The organism is Nocardioides sp., from assembly GCF_041393715.1.
GTDB lineage: Bacteria > Actinomycetota > Actinomycetes > Propionibacteriales > Nocardioidaceae > Nocardioides.
Genome location: NZ_JAWKJQ010000002.1, coordinates 273,306 through 291,468, shown reverse-complemented (window position 1 = coordinate 291,468; position 18,163 = coordinate 273,306). Strand labels below are relative to the sequence as shown.

Below are 18,163 nucleotides of genomic sequence, written 5' to 3'. Positions count from 1 at the left end.
ACGGCATTCGGCCCGCGGGCGACCGGACCAGGTCGTCCGCGGGCCGGACGCTGCCCGCGCTGCCGGCGGTCGCTACGGCGACGCGGCCCGCCCGAGGACGTCGTCGAGCATCTGCTCGGTGAGCCGGCCGGTGAAGGTGTTCTGCTGGCTGGGGTGGTAGCAGCCGAGCAGCCGGATCTCGTGGTTCCCCCGGGTCAGGGTGGCCTCCGTGCCGTGACCGAACCTCGGCCTGGGTCTGGGGCCGGCGTACCCGATCGCGGCGAAGCCGCGCAGCGCCGCGTCCCAGCCGTAGCCACCCAGCGCGACGACCACCTCGACGGTCGGGACGAGCAGCGCCAGCTCGGCCTCCAGCCATGGAGCGCAGCTGTCCCGCTCGCCGGTCGTCGGCTTGTTGTCGGGCGGCGCGCACCGGACCGCCGCCAGCATCCGGGCGCCGACCAGCCGCTGCCCATCGCCGGCGTGGGTGCTCGTCGGCCCGGTGGCCAGGCCGACGCGGTGCAGGCTCGCGAACAGCCAGTCACCCGATCGGTCACCGGTGAACACGCGACCGGTGCGGTTGGCGCCGTGCGCCGCGGGCGCCAGGCCGACCAGCAGCACCCGCGGCCGGGGGTCTCCCCACCCGGGCACCGGCCGGCCCCAGTAGGGCTGGTCCGCGTACGCCGCCCGCTTGGCCGTCGCCACGTCCTCCCGCCAGCGGACCAGGCGCGGGCACGCCCGGCAGACGCTGACCCGGGCGTCGAGCTCGCTGAGGCTTGTGGTCCGTGAGGTCGACGTTTGGCCCACAACGTCGCGATTTCCGTCGCCCAGCGCGTCGTTTCTGCCCAATCGACGGTGGTCCGGACCGTCGGCGCCCTCTGACTCGGCGCGACGCACGGCACCCGCCAGCCGTCGTACGCCGGCCGCGGAGCGCGCGATGGGCGTGGACCCGTCGGCCACCTCCCCCGGCCAGCCCGAGCCGGGCGGCACCGGGCTCTCGAACGGCTCCCCCGTCGCCGGGTGAGGAAGCGTCATGACCTCCTCCTCAGCGATAGTCCGCTACGTTCGACACCATTTTTCGCCCAGAAGTGGTGCCCTTCGTAGCGGACTATCGCCCATGGGGCGGCGCTCACACCAGCGACCAGGCGATCCCGTCGAGGATGTCGCTCTCGGAGACGACCAGGCGGTCGACCGGCGTGCGGACCAGCACCCGGTCGAGGATCAGGGCGCCGGCAGCGATCACATCCGCCCGCCCGGGCGCCATGAAGGGCAGCGCGCGCCGCTCGGCCACCGTCATCGAGACCAGCCGCAGCACGAACTCCCGGACGTCCGCGACAGAAGGGGTGGACTGGTCGATCCTCTCCGGGTCGTACGCCGGCAGGTCCAGCACCCCGGCCGCCACCGTCGTGACGCTCCCCGCGACCCCCACGACGCTGCGCACCGCGGCCAGGTCGACCCCGCTCCCGTCGAGCTGCGCCTCGATGTCGCGCACGCACGCAAGGATCTCGGCGGTCGTCGGGGGGTCGGTGTGCAGGTGTCGTTCGTGGAGGCGCACCGACCCGATGTCGAGCGAGACCCCTGCCACCGGGCCGCCCTCGCCCGACGCCGGACCCAGGACCAGCTCGGTCGAACCGCCGCCGATGTCGACCACGAGCACCGGTGGCTCCGCCGCCACCCGGAGGTTGCGCACCGCGCCGTCGTAGGACAGCGCTGCCTCCTCGTCACCGGACAGCACCTCGGGCCGGACCCCGAGCCGGGCGACCACCCCGTCGGTGAAGACGGCGGCGTTGGAGGCGTCGCGGGTCGCGGAGGTCGCGCAGAACCGGATCGCGGTCACGTCGTGCTCGGCGATCAGCGCGGCGTACTCGTCGAGGCAGGCGAACGCCCGCTCGAGCGCCTCGTCGGCCAGCTCGCCGGTGGTGTCGACGCCCTGGCCCAGCCGCACCGTCCGCGACTCGCGGACGGCCACCTCGGGGAGGTCCCCCACCAGCAGCTTGATGGTGTTGGTGCCGCAGTCGACCGCCGCGATCACGACGACTCCCCGTCCGCCGCGGCCACCGTCACGCACGGCCCCGCGGCCCACCAGTCACCGATCCGCTCGAGCACCTCGTCGCCCAGGGGGTTGACGCCTCGTCCCATCGCCAGGGCCTGGCCGGCCAGGACGTGCAGGCACTTGACCCGGTCGGGCATCCCGCCGGCGGAGACCCCCTCGATCTCGGGCACCGAGCCGAGCTCGGCGCGGGCGGCGAGGTAGCGCCGGTGCGCGTCGGCGTAGGCCGTGGCCAGCTCCTCGTCGGTTCCGAGCCGCTCCGTCATCTCCCGCATCACCCCGGAGCCCTCGAGGGTGCCGATCAGCGAGGCGGCCCGCGGGCAGGTGAGATAGAACGTCGTGGGGAACGGCGTGCCGTCGGGCAGCCGGGGCTCGGTGGCCACCACGTCGGGCAGCCCACACGGGCAGCGATGCGCGACACCGTGGATCGCCCGGGGCGCCCTGCCGAGCTGCTCGGCGACGGCGGCCTCGTCGCGGGGTTCGATCACCCCGCGTCACCGTCGCGGATCGTGGTGTCGGGTGGCGCCTGGTCCTTGGGTGGGTTGCCGGCCAGCTCGACCGACGCCCAGGCCGAGTCCCACCACGCGGTCGGGGGCGCCTCCACGTCGGCCGGGTCGCCCAACGACGCCTCGGGGTCGAGCGGCTGACCGTCGCCGTCGACCACCACGAAGGACTGCTCACCCGGCAGGACGTAGCCGAACCGCTCCCGCGCCTGGGTGCGGACGTAGGCGGGGTCGTCCCAGCGCTGCTTCTCCCGTTGCAGCACCTCGATCCGGGCCTGCTGCTGCGCGATCTGAGCGTGCAGCGCGTCGAGGTGGGCCCGCTGCTGGAGGTAGGCCTTCATCGACGAGGCGTAGGACATCAGCAGGACCAGCAGCACCAGCGTGAGCACCGCCATCCGGCCGGTGAAGCGGGGACGCCGGCGCGACGGCTCCGCGGCGCCGGACCCGTGGGCCTCACGTGGCCCACCGGAGCCCCCGGCGGCCCCGTCGGCGAGCGGGCGGGCGCCGGTCGCGGGGCGCGCGGCACCGCGGGCGGCCGGACGACGACGGTTGTCGCCGGGCCGCCCGGCCCCACGGTTGCCGCGGGCGGGCTCGCCCGGCCGACGTCGGGTCATCCGCTCAGCCCTGGTAGCGCGGGAACGCGCCCTTGCCGGCGTAGCGCGCGGCGTCGCCGAGCGCCTCCTCGATCCGGACCAGCTGGTTGTACTTCGCGACCCGCTCGGAACGCGCGGGAGCGCCGGTCTTGATCTGACCGCAGTTGGTGGCCACCGCGAGGTCGGCGATCGTGGTGTCCTCGGTCTCACCCGAGCGGTGGCTCATCATGCAGCGGTAGCCGTTGCGGTGCGCCAGCTCGACGGAGTCGAGGGTCTCGGTCAGCGACCCGATCTGGTTGACCTTGACCAGCAGCGCGTTGGCCTGGCCGCCGGTGATGCCGCGCTGCAGCCGCTCGGCGTTGGTCACGAAGAGGTCGTCGCCGACGATCTGGACCTTGTCGCCGAGCTCGTCGGTGATGGCCTTCCAGCCCTTCCAGTCCTCCTCGTCGAGCGGGTCCTCGATGGAGACGATGGGGTACGACGACACCAGGTCGGCGTAGTAGGCGATCATCTCGTCGCTGGATTTCTTGCCGCCCTCGAAGGTGTACTTCCCGCGCGAGCAGAACTCCGTGGCGGCCACGTCGAGGGCCAGCACGATGTCCTTGCCGAGCTTGAGACCGGCCGCCTTGACCGCCTCGCCGATCAGGTCGAGCGCGGCCCGGTTGCTGTCGAGGCTGGGGGCGAAGCCGCCCTCGTCGCCGAGCCCGGTGGCCAGGCCCTTCTTCTTCAGCACCGACTTGAGCGCGTGGTAGACCTCGGCGCCGGTGCGCAGCGCCTCGGCGAAGGTCGGGGCGCCGACCGGGGCGATCATGAACTCCTGGACGTCGACGTTGGAGTCGGCGTGGGCGCCGCCGTTGAGGATGTTCATCATCGGCACGGGCAGCAGGTGGGCGTTGGCGCCGCCGACGTAGCGGAACAGCGGCAGGTCGGAGGACTCCGAGGCCGCCCGGGCCACCGCGAGGGAGACGCCGAGGATCGCGTTGGCGCCGATCTTGGCCTTGTTGGCGGTGGCGTCGAGCTGGATCATCACCTGGTCGACGAGCCGCTGGTCCTCGGCGTCGAGACCGACCACGGCGGGAGCGAGGTCGTCGAGCACCGCGGTGACGGCCTTGCGGACGCCCTTGCCGAGGTAGCGCTTGCCGCCGTCGCGCAGCTCCACCGCCTCGAAGGCACCGGTGGAGGCGCCGCTCGGCACGGCCGCCCGGCCATAGGCGCCGTCGTCGAGGGCGACCTCGACCTCGACGGTGGGGTTGCCTCGCGAGTCGAGGATCTCGCGGGCGCCGACTGCTGCAATGGAAGCCACGGGTGCTCCTGGGAACGACGGACGGTTGACCTTCGTCAGCCTAGCCCGGTCGCCGCCCCCCGCCCGGGAGGCCCACGCTGCGGAATCCGGCTCGGGCTCGGCCGCATCGGCCAGCGCTCACCCGAGGCGCCGGCGTACGGCGTGGCGCAGGGCCTGCTCGGGGTCGGCGCCCGCGGCCCGCGCCTCGACGACCAGGGCGAGCAGCCGCTCCCCGAGGTCGCCTCCGGGGTCGGCGTCCACCGGCGCGCCCTCCCGCGCGAGCCGGTCCACCACCTTGTCGGCGTAGAGCAGCGCCGGCAGCGAGCCGGGGAGCCCGTCGGTGACGGAGTCGCGCTGCTTCTCCTGCGCCTTGATCGACTCCCAGACCTCGTTGATGGTGTGGGCATCGCCCTGCGGTGCGTCACCGAACACGTGCGGGTTGCGCCGGCGCAGCTTGGCGACGATGCCGGCGGCGACGTCGGCCATGGTGAAGTCGCCCTGCTCCTCCGCCACCACCGCGTGGAACCAGACCTGCAGCAGCAGGTCGCCGAGCTCCTCGCGGAGATGGTCGGGGTCGCCGGTCTCGATCGCCTCGACCGTCTCGTGGGTCTCCTCGAGCAGATAGCGCACCAACGAGGCGTGGGTCTGCTCGCGCTTCCACGGGCACTCCCGGCGCAGCTGCCGCATCACCTCGGTCAGCTCGGCCAGACCCGCGACCGTGGGATCGGCGTCCGCCACGGGACCGGCGGTCTCAGGCGCCGCAGCGCTGCGAGGCGGGCAGCCCCTGGGCGATGGTGGTGAGCTGCAGCGAGTCGGTCACCTGACCGTCCTTGGCCGCCCGGCTCACCGGGAAGCCGATCGACGCACCGGGCGTGATCGTGACCTGGTTGGAGGTGTCCGAGCCCTCCGAGGCGGCCGGGAACGACACCTCCGAGAACCGCGGGTCGCGCACGACGGTGTGGTTGTCGGTCCACTGCTGGTCCACCAGCGAGGCGCGGCCGTTGAGCTGGTCCGCCGACGGGGTCGACACGCCCTCGTCCTCCAACAGCTTGGTGGCCGCCTGGGCCGTGACCGACTGACGGTAGAAGGCGGCGCTCTGGACGTCCACCACGACCTCTCGCTGGTCGTCGGGCAGGCTCGCCAGCTGCGCCTCGAACGCCGCGATCTGCTGCTCGAAGGCAGCGCCGGGACCCACGGAGTACTCCGCGGCGATCTGGTCGCCGATCGCGCGGTTGACCATGCCGGTCAGCATCAGGCTGCGCGCGAAGCCCATCGTCAGGACGTTGCCGGGGTTGTTCTCGGCCAGCGCCTCGCAGAACGTGATCGAGGCGTCGTCCACCTGCGCGATGGTGATGGTCTGGTCCCCCACCTGGGCGGCGACGCCCGGGCGGGCGGAGCCGCAGCCCGCAAGCAGCGCGACGGCACCGGCGACGGCACCCGCGCGGACCCAGCGGGAACGGGCGAGACGGGAACGGGGTGACCTCACGACGGCTCCTTGCTGGCTGTCACGGTGCTCTCCATCGGGGCGGCCGGCTCGCGCTCGTCGAGGACGTCGTCGATGACCGACCGGGCCCATTCAAGCAGGGCCAGACCAACGATAGGACGTCCGCCGATCCCGCCGGTCTGCGGCCTGGGCACCAGGACGGTGCCGAGCGCCGCCTTCACCACGCTCCCGGGGTGCAGCCGCTGCAACCTCAGGGTCCGCGACTCGGCCAGCTCGACCGGTGCGAACCGGACGTACTTCCCCGAGATCGTCACCTCGCCGATGCCGGCCTCGCGGGCCCGGGCCCGGAAGCGAGCGACCTGCAACAGCGACGTGACCGGCTCGGGCGCGTCGCCGTAGCGGTCGTGCAGCTCCTCGGCCAGCAGCAGCACGTCGTCGTCGGAGCGAACCTCGGCGAGCCGCTTGTACATCTCCAGACGCAGCCGCTCCGACGGGATGTAGTCGTGCGGCAGGTGCGCGTCGACCGGCAGCTCGATGCGGACCTCGGTCAGCTCGGGCTCGCCGTCGCCGCGGAACTCCTGGACCGCCTCGCCGACGAGTCGCACGTAGAGGTCGAACCCGACGTCGGCGATGTGTCCCGACTGCTCGCCGCCCAGGAGGTTGCCCGCGCCCCGGATCTCCAGGTCCTTCATCGCGATCGCCATGCCGCCGCCCAGGTCGGAGTGCTGGGCGAGCGTCGCCAGCCGCTCGTGGGCGGTCTCGGTCAGCGGCTTCTCGGCGGGGTAGAGGAAGTAGGCATAGGCCCGCTCCCTGGACCGCCCGACCCGGCCCCGCAGCTGATGCAGCTGGGAGAGCCCGAGCATGTCGGCGCGCTCGATGATCATGGTGTTGGCGTTGGAGACGTCGAGGCCCGACTCGACGATCGTGGTGCACACCAGCACGTCGAACCGCTTCTCCCAGAAGTCCAGCATCACCTGCTCGAGCTGGTGCTCCCCCATCTGCCCGTGACCGACGGCGACCCGCGCCTCCGGCACCAGCTCGCGCAGCCGCGCCGCGGCCTTCTCGATGGAGTTGACCCGGTTGTGGATGAAGAACACCTGCCCGTCGCGGAGCAGCTCGCGGCGGATCGCGGCGGCGACCTGGCGGTCGTCGTAGGCCCCGACGAAGGTGAGCACGGGATGCCGCTCCTCGGGCGGGGTGGTGATGGTCGACATCTCGCGGATGCCGGTGATCGCCATCTCGAGCGTCCGCGGGATCGGCGTGGCCGACATGGACAGCACGTCGACGGAGGTGCGCAGCCGCTTCATCTGCTCCTTGTGCTCGACACCGAACCGCTGCTCCTCGTCGACGATGATCAGCCCGAGGTCCTTGACCTTGACGTCGGGGTTGAGCAGCCGGTGGGTGCCGATCACCAGGTCGATGCTGCCGTCGGCCAGTCCCTCGGCGGTGGCCCGCGCCTCGGCGTCGGTCTGGAACCTGCTCAGTGGCTTGATGACCACCGGGAAGCCGCTCATCCGCTCGGTGAACGTCGCGAGGTGCTGCTGCACCAGCAGCGTGGTCGGCACCAGCACGGCGACCTGCTTGCCGTCCTGGACCGCCTTGAACGCCGCCCGGACCGCGATCTCGGTCTTGCCGTAGCCCACGTCGCCGCAGACCAGCCGGTCCATCGGCACGGTGCGGCGCATGTCGGCCTTGACCTCGTCGACGGTCGAGAGCTGGTCGGGGGTCTCGGTGAACGGGAAGGCGTCCTCGAGCTCGCGCTGCCACGGGGTGTCCGGCCCGAAGGCGAAGCCCTGCGTGGCCTGGCGGGCGGCGTAGAGCTTGATCAGCTCGGCCGCGATCTGGCGTACGGCGCGGCGCGCCCGGCCCTTCCGTTTGGCCCAGTCGGCGCCGCCGAGCCGGTCGAGGGAGGGCTGCTCGCCGCCGACGTAGCGGGTCACCTGGTCGAGGGCGTCGGCCGGGACGAAGAGCATGTCGGGGGGGCCGCCGCGCTTGGCGGCGCCGTACTCCAGGACGAGGTACTCGCGGGTCGCGCCCTGGACCTCACGCTGGCGCATCTCCACGAAGCGACCCACGCCGTGCTGCTCGTGGACGACGTAGTCGCCCTTGGTCAGCTCCAGCGGGTCGATCTGCCGCTTGCGCCGCGCCGGCATGGACCGCATGTCGCGGGTGGCCGCACCCTGGCCCGCCAGGTCGTCGCCGGTGAGCACGACCAGCCCGTGGGCGGCGTCGACGAAGCCGTGGCCGAGCGAGCCGGTGGTCACCGTCACGACGTGCGGGTCGAGCAGGTCGGGCCGGGCCAGGTCCTCGACCAGCCGCCCCGGCAGGTCGTGCTCGGCCAGCGCCTCGACGGTGCGCTCGGCGGTGCCGTGGCCGGGCTGCACGACGACCACCCGGTGCCCGGCACGCAGCCAGCCGCCCAGGTCGGCCATCGCGCCCTCCAGGTCGCCGCGATACTCCTCGGTGGGCTGCGCGGTGAGGGTGCGCACCGGGACTCCCGCCTCGTCCGCCTGCTCGTCGAGGCCGAACGGGCTCACCGACCACCAGGCCTGCCCCCGCGCGAGGGCGTGGCCCCGCACCTCGCCCAGCGAGCGGTACGACGCCGCGCCGAGGTCGATGGGCGCCTGCCCCCCACTGGCCGCCGCGGCCCAGGAGGCGCCGAGGAACTCCTCGCTGGTCGCGACCAGGTCGTGAGCCCGGCTGCGCACCCGCTCGGGGTCCATCACCACCACATGGGTGTCGGCGGGCAGCAGGTCGACGAGCAGCTCCATCGCGTCGACCAGCACCGGGGCGAGCGACTCCATCCCCTCCACGGAGATGCCGGCGGCGATCTGGTCGGTCATCTCCAGCAGCTGGGGGTGGCGTCGGCCCAGCTCGGCCGCGCGCCGGCGTACCTCCTCGGTGAGCAGCAGCTCGCGGCAGGGCGGCGCCCACAGCCGCTCCGCCGGCGCGAGGGTGCGCTGGTCGGCGACGGAGAAGGAGCGGATCTCCTCCACGTCGTCGCCCCAGAGCTCCACCCGCAGCGGGTGCTCCTCGGTGGGCGGGAAGACGTCGACGATGCCGCCGCGCACCGCGAACTCGCCACGCTTCTCCACCAGGTCGACGCGGGAGTAGGCGGCGCCGGCCAACCGGCTGACCAGGTCGTCCAGCGGCGCGGTGTCGCCGGCGACGAGCTCGACGGGCTCCAGGTCGCCGAGGCCGGCGACCTGGGGCTGCAGCACGGACCGGACCGGCGCCACGACCACGTCCAGCGGGCCGTGCCCACCCTCGGCGTCGGGGTGGACGAGCCGGCGGAGCACCGCCAGCCGCCGCCCCACGGTGTCGCTGCGCGGGCTGAGCCGTTCGTGGGGCAGGGTCTCCCAGCTCGGGAACAGCGCCACCCGGTCGGCCGGCAGGAAGCAGGCGAGCGCGTCGGTCAGGTCCTCCGCCTCCCGCGCGGTCGCGGTGACCGCCAGCACCGTGCGGCCGGCGCCGGCGACCGCCGCCACGACCAGCGGGCGCAGCGACGCGGGCCCGACCAGGTCGAGAGCCGGGGTCAGCGACCCGCGGGCGTCGTCGACGGACTCGGCGAGCGCGGGATCGGCCAGCACGGCAGGGACGAGTCCGGCGAGTGGCACGCGGTCTCCTGGGGCGAGTGGGCAGCACGAACGCCCCCGATCGCCGCCAGGACGGGGTCGCCGACGCGGCTCACGGAGGTCGTGCCCGAGTCTACGGGCGATAGTCCGCTACGTTCCGCACCACGTGCCGGGGGCGAACTGGTGCGGAACGTAGCGGACTATCGCAGGAGGTCGGGAGGGGCCTGCCCCCTCGGGGCGGGCTCGGCGAGCGGACTAGACCGCCGGCCGGGACACCGGGGTGAGCGCGCCGATGGCGCCGGGCAGCCACTGCGGCCGGCAGCCGCAGTCGTCGGAGCAGGGCAGGAAGGTGTGCATGGCGTGGCCGCACTCCTGGCACGGACGGTCGTGCGACAGCATCTGCTGCTCCGCCTCGCTGTCGTTCGGGTGGTCCCACATGGCCCTGTCCTCCTCTCCCGGCTTCCGGTGTCGCGGCCCTCGTGATGAGGACCCAGTGATGAGACGGGTCTCATCGACGCTCGTGACGTCGGTCCGCGACATATTCAGGAGGAGATGTCAAGAGGCGCGCTGATACGCCTCGGCCGGGGATGGGTACGGCCCGGTCGGCGCTACAGGGAGGCTGCGATCTCGGCCTCGGAGCGAAGGATGCAGAACTCGTTGCCCTCGGGGTCGGCGAGCACCATCCACCCGGTGCCGGGGCCGTACTTGCCGCGGAGGTCGGCCACCTCGGTCGCGCCCATCGCCAGGACCCGGGCGATCTCGTCGTCGCGCCCGCCGCTGCGCGGTCGCAGGTCGAGGTGGACCCGGTTCTTCACGGCCTTGCCCTCGGGAACCTCGATGAACAGCAGCCGATGGCCGGTGTCGGGGTCCAGGATCAGGCACTCCTCGTCGCCGGCCTCGTTGGGGTCCTCGCTGTCGTCGACATAGCCCAGCAGCAGCTTCCACCACTCCGAGAGCTCGTAGGCGTTGCCGCAGTCGATGCTGGTGTGCGAGATGAACGACGTCATGCGCCCGATTCTCCCGCCCGCACGCCATGGGCGGCCAACCGGGTCAGCAGCGCGTCATGGCCCTCGTCGAGGTGCCAGCACTCCGCGCGCAGCCCGACCTCGCGGGCCGCCACGACGTTGTCGAGGAGGTCGTCGATGAAGAGCACCTCCTGCGGCTGCGCGCCCAACCGGGCCATCGCCCGGTGGAAGAACTCGGGCGAGGGTTTGGACGCGCCCAGCCAGGCGGAGACGAAGTGGTCGTCGAACAGGTCGGCGTACCCCAGCTCGTGGAGCATGTACGCCGCCCGTGACCGCGCCTGGTTGGTGGCCAGGTGGACGCCCCGCCCGGTGCGTCGCACCGCCTCGACCACGCCGACGCTCTGCGGCGCCACCTCGATGGTCAGCCAGATGTCGGCATAGAACGCGGCCGGGTCGGCGTCGATGCCGAACTCCGCCAGCCTGCTCCCGACCTCGGGCAGGAAGTCGGCCACCCCGTCGAGGCTGGCCAGCTCGTCGCGGTTGAGGATCTCCAGCAGCTCGGCGGCCCGGTCGCCCGCGTAGGCGGCGACCGCCGGGACCCATCCCCCCGGGCGCGTCTGCATCACCCCGTCGGCGTCGAACAGCACGTGCCGGACAGGAGCGGACGACGAGGTCACCCCTCGCGGAGCCTGGCCGGCCGGCTGGCTCACTCGGTGCCGTGCCGGCGTACGAACTCGAGGATCTGCTCGGCGAGCTCGGGCCGGCAGACGATGAGGTCGGGCAGTGACACGTCGTCCTGGTTGTAGACCAGCTCGGAGCCGTCGACGCGCGAGCAGAAGAGGCCGGCGGCCCGGGCCACGGCGACCGGGGCCGCGTTGTCCCATTCGTACTGACCGCCGGCGTGGACGTAGGCGTCGGTGACGTCACGGGTGACCGAGATGACCTTGACACCGGCGGAGCCCATCGGGACCAGCTCGGCGTCGATCTCCTCGGCGAGCGCCTCGACGAAGGCCGGGGGCCGGGTGCGGGAGACCGCGATCCGGGGGCGCGCGGAGGTCCGCGGGGGCACCGACGGCGGCGCGGCGGTGCTGAACGTCTCCCCGAGGGCCGGCTGGGCCACGGCCCCGGCCACCAGCTCGCCGCGCTCCCACAGCGCCACGTGCACCGCCCAGTCGTCGCGCGGCGGCTCGGAGAACTCGCGGGTGCCGTCGAGCGGGTCGACGATCCACACCCGGTCCGCCTGCAGACGCACCTTGTCGTCCTTGCCCTCCTCCGAGAGCACGGCATCGCCCGGGCGGTGCTCGGCCAGGAGGTCCATCAGCAGCCGGTGGGCGGCCTGGTCTCCGGCGTCCTTGAGGTCGCGGCCGGTGAGCCCCTCCTCGCGCACCTCGAGCAGGCGGTGGCCCGCGGTGGTGGCCAGCCAGGCGGCAAGCTCGTGGTCGGACCCGAGGTCGGGGCTGTCGGTGGGCGTCTGCGCGTCGGTCACGGGACGAGCCTACGAGGCTCAGCTGCGGGTGCGCCGCAGCACTCCCCACTGCGGACGCAGGGTGGGCTGGGTCCAGAGTCCCAGCAGCCGCTTGGCCTGGACCCAGAGCACGGCATAGGTCACCGAGGTGACGATCGCCGAGCTGGCCGCCAGCCCGGCCACGCCGAAGAGCAGCGCGGCCGCGATGCCCGCCACGATCCGGACCACCGTCGAGACGGTCTGGATGGTGGCCACGGTGCCCTCGTGGTGTGACATCACCAGGGCGACGCCACACAGGCCGGAGCCGACGTAGACCACGTTGCCGAGGGTCAGCAGGAACAGCGGCAGGGCGGCGCTGGAGAACTCGTCGCCGTAGAGCAGCCCCAGGATCAGCTCCGGGGTGAGGAGCATCGGCAGCCAGAGGAACGACGTGCCGACGGCCGCCAGCGTGGCGCCGGTGCGCAGCACCGACTCCAGGCGCGCCGTCTCGCCGCGGGCGATGAGTCGCGCGGACACCGGTGCGAAGACCACCTGGATCGAGGTCAGCGGGATCATCAGCAGCAGCGCCAGCCGTTGGGCGGCGGCGAACTCCGAACCCGCCTCAGAGGTCAGCACCACGCCGGCGATCCAGATCTCGACGGTGCCGGCGATGTAGAGCGCGAGCTGGTTGGCGGCGAACCTCCAGTTGCGCCGGACCGCCCCGGGCAGGTTGCGGAACAGCTCGAGCTCGGTCGCCGCCACCGGCGCGAGCCGCTGGTGCACGATGCGCCCGGCCGCCATCACCGGCACGGCGAAGCCCAGGACCAGGGCGCCCACCGCCCCGGCCAGCCCGAGCTGGGGCGCCAGCTGCCAGGCGAGCAGCAGCAGCACCGCCTGGGTGAAGCTGACGACGGCACCGCCGGACCGGCCCTCGAGCAGGCTCGCCTGGCGCACGTGGCCCAGGCCGCGCAGGTAGTTGGCCCAGAGCTTCTGCTGACCGCTGAACAGCACCAGGAGCGCGAAGCCGACGCCGAGCGCGACGCGGGTCGGGGTGTCGGCGTCGGCGACGAGGAACATCACCACACCGGAGAGCACGCCGGCCAGCGGCAGGCTCAGCCGAGACGCCACCGCCGCGTCGGCGCGCAGCAGCCGCAGCGTCGCGTCGTCCAGCTCACCGTCGCCCTGGGCGGCTGCGCGCAGGCCACCGCGGTGGGTGCCGAGCAGGCCGAGCTGGCCGATCGCGGCGCTGACGGTGACGACGACGACGAACAGGCCGTAGCTCTCCTTGCCGAACCATCGTCCGGCCACCGCGTTGGCCGCGGCGTAGCCGACCACCGCCAGGCCGTAGGACACCACGAACCACGCCAGCGCCCGGACCAGGGACGTCCCCCGGGGCCGTCCGGGAACGGCCTCCATCGCCTCCTCGGTCATCGCACCCCCGCCGTGGCGGGTGTGGGCTCCGCGGCCGCCGTCTCCTCGGCCCGGGAGCTGCGGCGGTAGGCCAGCAGTCCGACCACGATCGCGATGGTCATCCAGCTGACCGGCGGCACCAGCCCACCCCCTGCGGTCACGAAGCGGACCAGCGGCAGCGCCAGCATCGCCGTGGTCGGCACCATCCAGACCGGCTCGCGGTGCAGCCTCATCGTCTGCGACAGGAACCAGTAGCCGACGACCACCAGCACGACGGCGGCGGCGCCGGCGGCCACCACCCCGGCGCGCAGCCAGGTGTCGATGACGAAGTTGTGGGAGCTGGCCGAGGCGGTCTGCACGCCACCGGAGAACGCGGCGTGGGTCAGGTTGGCGAACGCGTCGGAGAGCAGCTGGTCGCGCTTGTCATAGGACGAGGTGTCCTGGGTGAAGCGCACCCACAGCACCTGGGCGAGCCCCAGCGCGAGCAGCGCCGAGACGACCGCGACCCCGCCCGCCAGGATGAGCGCGAAGTTGCGGCTCACCCGACCGGCCTGGAGCGCGCGCACCTGGAGCAGCAGCGGCCAGATCACCGCGGCGATCATCACCGAGCGGCTCATCGACAGCACGATCAGGCCGGCGCCCAGCACCAGCGAGCCGCGGTAGAGCCAGCGCTGGACGGCCGTGGCCGGCGGGCGGAGATGGACCGCGACGGAGGCGAGCGTCATGGCCAGCAGCAGCGCTCCGAACACCTCGTGCCGGATGTTGCCGCGCACCGTGCTCTCGTCGAACCCGAACCCGACGAACGCCGACTTGAACAGCTCCTTCTGCAGGATCTCGGGGTCTCCCGCGGCCAGGGTCTTGCCGAAGACCACCGCGGGGTTCACCCCGTTGACGATCATGGAGTAGCTCAGGGCCGAGACCAGCACCACCGCGGAAGCCAGGCCCGACCAGCGCAACAGCCGCGCCGCGCGGTCCAGGTCGCGCGAGAAGGTCGCATGCACGCCGGCGGCCACGGCCACGAACGAGAAGAGGAAGGCCCCCTGCTGGGCCACGGGTCGAAGCCCCAGCCCGTGATAGAGCGTGGTCGCGGTCCAGATCGCCACGATCATCGCGTTGGCCACGATGAAGGGGGCGCCGATCTTCACCACCCGGCGGAGGTCGTCCTCGGTGACCAGCAGGGCCATCCCGATCCCGACCAGCAGGATCACGACGATGTGCAGTCGCAGGCCGGCACCGACCACGAACCACTGCAGCGGCAGCAGCGTGACGCCGCCGAACAGCAGCATCCTGCGCATGCTCACCCCCGACCCGACCTGACGTTGACTGTCCCGAGACCGACCTCGCCGACCCTGCCCCGAGCCCGACGCCCCGGCATCTCGGCACAGCCGCGGCGGCGGGCCGGACTGCGCGAGATCGGACGACTTGGCAAGTTCTCAGCGGCGGCCCCGTAGCATTGGGCCCGCGGTGGCCAATTCTTGCACGCACCGGGCCGCCATCACCGCGTCCGCCGAAAAGGAACCATGGACTCCGACGTCACCAACCTCGCCGACCACGCCGCCATCCTGCGGCGTCGGTGGCGCATCCTCACCGCCGCCCTGGTCATCGGGGTCGCCGTGGGTGCGCTCGTGAGCCTCAACCAGCCGACCCGCTACACCGCCGTCTCCCGCCTGCTGCTGGAGCCGACCCACGACACCACCGGCAGCCAGATCATGAGTCCCGACGAGGTGGCGACGCAGGCCGACGTGGTCGCCTCGAGTGCCGTGGCCCGCCAGGTCGTCAAGTCGCTCGCGCTCGACACCAAGGTCAAGGAGCTCCTGAAGACGGTCACCGTCCAGGAGATCGACCAGACCCGCGTCGTCGAGATCGAGGCCGTCCGGCCGACCGCCCAGGAGGCGGCCGATGTCGCCAACGCCTTCGCGGAGTCCTACATCCAGCTCGGCGACGAGAGCGCCAGCCAGGCCGCGGTCAACACGACCAAGGCCTACTCCGACGAGCTGGCTCGCGTCGAGGAGGCCCTGCGCACCGCCCGCGCCGAGCTGGCCAACCCGAAGGCCGACACCGACAGCGCCGCGCTCCGGGCCCAGGTCCGCAGCCTGCTGACCCGCCAGGGCGAGCTCAACACCTCGCTCGCGGTGGCCGGTACGACGGCCGCCCCCTCGCCCGGCCTGGTGCTGCGCGAGGCCGATGTCCCTGCTCAGGCGTCCCAGCCGCGGCTCTACCGCAACCTGGTGCTCGGCGCCTTCCTCGGTCTGCTGCTGGGCCTCGTGGCCGCCTACGCCCGCGACCGCGTGGACGATCGGATCCGCGACGAGTCACGGCTGCGCCGCACGGTCGGGTCGGTGCCGATCGTCGGCCGCATCCCGGTCGACACCCGCTCCAACCGGACCCGTCCGGCGGCGCTCGCCGCGACCCGGTCGCCGGTCAGCGAGGCGTTCCGCACGCTCAACACCAACATCCGCTTCCTGGTCGACGCGAAGCCGACGACCGTCCCCCACCGCAAGGCCAAGGGCACCGTGCTCCTGGTCACCTCCTCCGAGCCCGAGGAGGCCAAGACCACCGTCAGCTGCAACCTGGCCGTGGCCGCCGCGCGCGTCGGGCTCAAGGTGCTGCTGATCGACGCGGACCTCCGTCACCCCCGGGTGAGCGAGAAGTTCGGTCTGGAGACCCCGCGCGGGCTGGCCCACGTCCTGGCCGGGCAGTCGACCATCGACCAGGTCATCATCGAGACGGGCGTCGACAACCTGCAGCTCATGGGCGGCGGGGTGATCCCGCCCAACCCGGCCGAGCTGCTCGCCTCCTCGCGGGCGCACGACCTGTGGCGCACGATCCGCTCCCGGGCCGACCTGATCATCATCGACGCGGCGCCGGTGCTGCGGGTGGCCGACCCGCTCGAGATCGCGCCCTACGCCGACGACGTGCTGCTCGCCACCCGCCACCGCGTGTCCCGGGTGCACCAGGTGGAGGCCACCCTGGAGCGCCTCACGCAGGTCGGTGCCGACGTGGCCGGCGTGGTCTGGTCGGGCATCCCCGGCAAGACCGAGTCCTACAGCTACGGGGCGCCCGCCGCCGACCCCGACGACGACTCCGAGGCGGGTGTGTCCGAGGCGGACGCTCCCGGAGACGACGACGGGCCCCAGAGCAGCGACGCGATCCGCTCGGTGTCGTAGACCAGCTGGTCCAGCAGCCGGCGCATCCCCCGGGTCCGGCGTACCCCCGCAGGGTCGGGAGTGTCGTCGTCGCCGGGGTCGACCAGCGGCCGCAGCCGGTGCAGCGAGCGCACCACCGCGTCGACCCGGGCCTGCCCGGACGCGTCGGCGCCGCCCGCGGTGGCGGGCGGGCGCGACCGCGGCACGGCAGCGCTCTCCCAGGCCGGTGAGGACGACAGCCGCACCAGCTCGCGCAGCGTGAACAGCCGGTCGACGACGCTCGGCTCGAGCGAGGCGAGGTCGCGCTTGAGGGCGGCCTCGAAGGTGACCAGAAGCGCGACCGCGTCGGGCTCGTCGAGGGTCAGCGAGGTGGCCTCGTGGTCGGCCATCTCGAGCCCCCAGGGACGCACCAGGTCGTCGAGCCGGGCGATCGGGCGGTGCCCCGCGTCGACGTAGAGGCCCGCGTCGCGGATCGGGACCTCGACCCCGCGTCGGGCCGCCTCGCGCCGGAGCAGGAAGGCGGCGGCGGGGCTGCGACCGCGGTTGGCCCGGCAGACCACGAGGATCTCGCGGGGGCGGGGCGCAGCAGCCGGCAGCGGCTCGCCCTGCTCGGCGAGGCTCTCGTCGGCCTGTTCCTCGGTCTGCTCCGCGATCACCAGCCCCAGTCCTCCCCGAGCAGGTTCTGCAGCCGCTCGTTGTGGGTCCGGTAGTAGTCGCGCAGCCGGTCCTTGGTCTCCGGCAGCAGCGGCGGCTTGTTCTCGCGTGCGTTGCGGGCGGTCAGGTCGACCGCATGATGGTCCAGACCCAGGTGATCCTCGACGCGGCGGAAGGACCCCTCGGGGTCGCGGTGCAGCGCGTCGAGGGGCAGCACCAGCAGCTGCTCGCGCGGGAAGTGCGCGAAGTAGCGCTCCAGCTGCTCGGCGTAGCGTCCGCGGGCGAGGTAGGAGTGGTGGTCGTGGTCGAAGTCGTAGTGGCCGGGGACGCGCAGCCAGTCGTCGGTCGCCCGGGCCAGCCGCTGCTCCTCGGCGTCGAGGGCGTCCTCGAAGGTGGGCAGCGTCTCGTTGCCGGTCGCGACGCGGTCCCAGAAGTTGGAGTAGGCGCGGCTCACCGGCTCGCGCAGGATGGCGACCAGCCGCGCCTGTGGCACCTGGTCGTGGATCCGCTCCGGAGCGGCCGGATGGAACAGGTAGTAGGGCGAGGCCTCACCGGTGCGGGCCGCGCCGAAGCGGCGCTCGTGGACCCTTCTTGCCGGCTTGCTCGGGAAGTGCGAGAGGTACCACGAAAGCCCGCGGTCGAAGTTGATGTCGAAGTAGTGGGGGCTCTTGTGCCGCTGCATCCGCGGGAAGAGCGGCATCACCTGGGGATGCTCCACCAGCCAGTTGACCACCGAGGTGGTGCCGCCCTTCTTGGCGCCGATCACCAGGTAGTCGGGCAGGTCGCGGACCCGCGAGGTCGCCTGGCCGTAGACCCGGAACGCCGACCGGCCGGCCTGCTTCAGGCTCTCCGGCGTGCGCGGCGCCACGCGCTGCATCCAGCCCGACCGGGCCATGCCGCCGATCGGTCGGTCCTTGGCGGCCTGTCGGACCTGGTCGAGGTCCGTGTCGCCGTCACCGGCGGTCATGCCGCCTCCCCCAGGGCAGGCATCAGCCCACGCTCCACTCCAGCATCCATCTGACTGCAGACCCCCCACTGGTCTGAACTAGAATCAGTCCTGCACGATCCAGGATGCCATCGAGGGTAGCGCTCCGGGGCCAGCGCTCTATACCACCCGCCTG

The 18,163-nt window shown here is 72.9% G+C and carries 17 protein-coding genes; 1 reads left to right on the top strand and 16 read right to left on the bottom strand.

Going from position 1 to position 18,163, the window contains the following annotated elements:
• Positions 1–72 precede the first annotated feature (72 nt).
• The 14 genes from R2740_RS04305 to R2740_RS04240 form a co-directional block, all read right to left on the bottom strand.
• Positions 73–1,011, bottom strand: coding sequence for a uracil-DNA glycosylase (locus R2740_RS04305; RefSeq protein ID WP_371301459.1), 939 nt, complete (start codon positions 1,009–1,011; stop codon positions 73–75).
• A gap of 94 nt (positions 1,012–1,105) precedes the next feature.
• Complete coding sequence (locus tag R2740_RS04300; protein WP_371301458.1) at positions 1,106–2,008, bottom strand: exopolyphosphatase; 903 nt, start codon at positions 2,006–2,008, stop codon at positions 1,106–1,108.
• Positions 2,005–2,514 carry a DUF501 domain-containing protein gene (locus R2740_RS04295; protein ID WP_371301457.1) on the bottom strand — a complete coding sequence of 170 codons (510 nt, stop codon included), beginning with the start codon at positions 2,512–2,514 and terminating at the stop codon, positions 2,005–2,007. The genes R2740_RS04300 and R2740_RS04295 overlap by 4 nt, the downstream gene beginning before the upstream one ends.
• Positions 2,511–3,143, bottom strand: coding sequence for a septum formation initiator family protein (locus R2740_RS04290; RefSeq protein ID WP_371301456.1), 633 nt, complete (start codon positions 3,141–3,143; stop codon positions 2,511–2,513). Before R2740_RS04290 ends, R2740_RS04295 begins: the two co-directional genes overlap by 4 nt.
• A 4-nt stretch (positions 3,144–3,147) precedes the next feature.
• The gene (gene eno / locus R2740_RS04285) at positions 3,148–4,425 is read right to left on the bottom strand and encodes a phosphopyruvate hydratase (RefSeq protein ID WP_371301455.1); all 1,278 of its coding nucleotides are present in this window, start codon (positions 4,423–4,425) and stop codon (positions 3,148–3,150) included.
• A gap of 117 nt (positions 4,426–4,542) precedes the next feature.
• A complete protein-coding gene (locus R2740_RS04280) occupies positions 4,543–5,142 on the bottom strand; it encodes a MazG family protein (RefSeq protein WP_371301454.1) in 600 nt (199 codons plus the stop codon).
• 13 nt (positions 5,143–5,155) lie between these two features.
• Positions 5,156–5,890 (bottom strand): hypothetical protein, encoded by a 735-nt coding sequence (locus R2740_RS04275; protein WP_371301453.1) that lies wholly within the window; start codon positions 5,888–5,890, stop codon positions 5,156–5,158.
• The gene (gene mfd / locus R2740_RS04270) at positions 5,887–9,465 is read right to left on the bottom strand and encodes a transcription-repair coupling factor (protein ID WP_371301452.1); all 3,579 of its coding nucleotides are present in this window, start codon (positions 9,463–9,465) and stop codon (positions 5,887–5,889) included. Before mfd ends, R2740_RS04275 begins: the two co-directional genes overlap by 4 nt.
• A 213-nt stretch (positions 9,466–9,678) precedes the next feature.
• Positions 9,679–9,861 (bottom strand): hypothetical protein, encoded by a 183-nt coding sequence (locus R2740_RS04265; RefSeq protein WP_371301451.1) that lies wholly within the window; start codon positions 9,859–9,861, stop codon positions 9,679–9,681.
• Between the two features lie 170 nt (positions 9,862–10,031).
• Positions 10,032–10,430, bottom strand: coding sequence for a VOC family protein (locus R2740_RS04260; RefSeq protein WP_371301450.1), 399 nt, complete (start codon positions 10,428–10,430; stop codon positions 10,032–10,034).
• Positions 10,427–11,065: an HAD family hydrolase gene (locus tag R2740_RS04255; protein WP_371301449.1), complete on the bottom strand. Its 639-nt coding sequence runs from the start codon at positions 11,063–11,065 to the stop codon at positions 10,427–10,429. Before R2740_RS04255 ends, R2740_RS04260 begins: the two co-directional genes overlap by 4 nt.
• Positions 11,066–11,094: 29 nt before the next feature.
• On the bottom strand, positions 11,095–11,874 hold the full coding sequence (locus R2740_RS04250; protein WP_371301448.1) for a 3'(2'),5'-bisphosphate nucleotidase CysQ: 780 nt from the start codon (positions 11,872–11,874) through the stop codon (positions 11,095–11,097).
• Positions 11,875–11,892: 18 nt separating this feature from the next.
• The gene (locus tag R2740_RS04245; protein ID WP_371301447.1) at positions 11,893–13,263 is read right to left on the bottom strand and encodes a lipopolysaccharide biosynthesis protein; all 1,371 of its coding nucleotides are present in this window, start codon (positions 13,261–13,263) and stop codon (positions 11,893–11,895) included.
• The gene (locus R2740_RS04240; protein WP_371301446.1) at positions 13,260–14,528 is read right to left on the bottom strand and encodes a hypothetical protein; all 1,269 of its coding nucleotides are present in this window, start codon (positions 14,526–14,528) and stop codon (positions 13,260–13,262) included. The genes R2740_RS04245 and R2740_RS04240 overlap by 4 nt, the downstream gene beginning before the upstream one ends.
• Before the next feature lie 234 nt (positions 14,529–14,762).
• Here R2740_RS04240 and R2740_RS04235 point away from each other — a divergent pair, with 234 nt between their 5' ends.
• On the top strand, positions 14,763–16,409 hold the full coding sequence (locus tag R2740_RS04235; protein ID WP_371301445.1) for a polysaccharide biosynthesis tyrosine autokinase: 1,647 nt from the start codon (positions 14,763–14,765) through the stop codon (positions 16,407–16,409).
• Here R2740_RS04235 and R2740_RS04230 read toward each other — a convergent pair.
• The gene (locus R2740_RS04230; protein ID WP_371301444.1) at positions 16,292–17,044 is read right to left on the bottom strand and encodes a hypothetical protein; all 753 of its coding nucleotides are present in this window, start codon (positions 17,042–17,044) and stop codon (positions 16,292–16,294) included. The genes R2740_RS04235 and R2740_RS04230 overlap by 118 nt on opposite strands.
• Entirely contained in the window at positions 17,041–18,009 is a 969-nt protein-coding gene (locus tag R2740_RS04225; RefSeq protein ID WP_371301443.1) for a sulfotransferase, read from the bottom strand. Before R2740_RS04225 ends, R2740_RS04230 begins: the two co-directional genes overlap by 4 nt.
• Positions 18,010–18,163 lie beyond the last annotated feature (154 nt).

Coding starts and splice junctions, on each gene's coding strand:
- R2740_RS04290 (WP_371301456.1), bottom strand. CDS start 3,143: ATGACCCGACGTCGGCCGGGCGAGCCCGCCCGCGGCAACCGTGGGGCC.
- R2740_RS04265 (WP_371301451.1), bottom strand. CDS start 9,861: ATGTGGGACCACCCGAACGACAGCGAGGCGGAGCAGCAGATGCTGTCG.
- R2740_RS04235 (WP_371301445.1), top strand. CDS start 14,763: ATGGACTCCGACGTCACCAACCTCGCCGACCACGCCGCCATCCTGCGG.
- R2740_RS04240 (WP_371301446.1), bottom strand. CDS start 14,528: ATGCTGCTGTTCGGCGGCGTCACGCTGCTGCCGCTGCAGTGGTTCGTG.
- R2740_RS04305 (WP_371301459.1), bottom strand. CDS start 1,011: ATGACGCTTCCTCACCCGGCGACGGGGGAGCCGTTCGAGAGCCCGGTG.
- R2740_RS04225 (WP_371301443.1), bottom strand. CDS start 18,009: ATGACCGCCGGTGACGGCGACACGGACCTCGACCAGGTCCGACAGGCC.
- R2740_RS04245 (WP_371301447.1), bottom strand. CDS start 13,263: ATGACCGAGGAGGCGATGGAGGCCGTTCCCGGACGGCCCCGGGGGACG.
- R2740_RS04260 (WP_371301450.1), bottom strand. CDS start 10,430: ATGACGTCGTTCATCTCGCACACCAGCATCGACTGCGGCAACGCCTAC.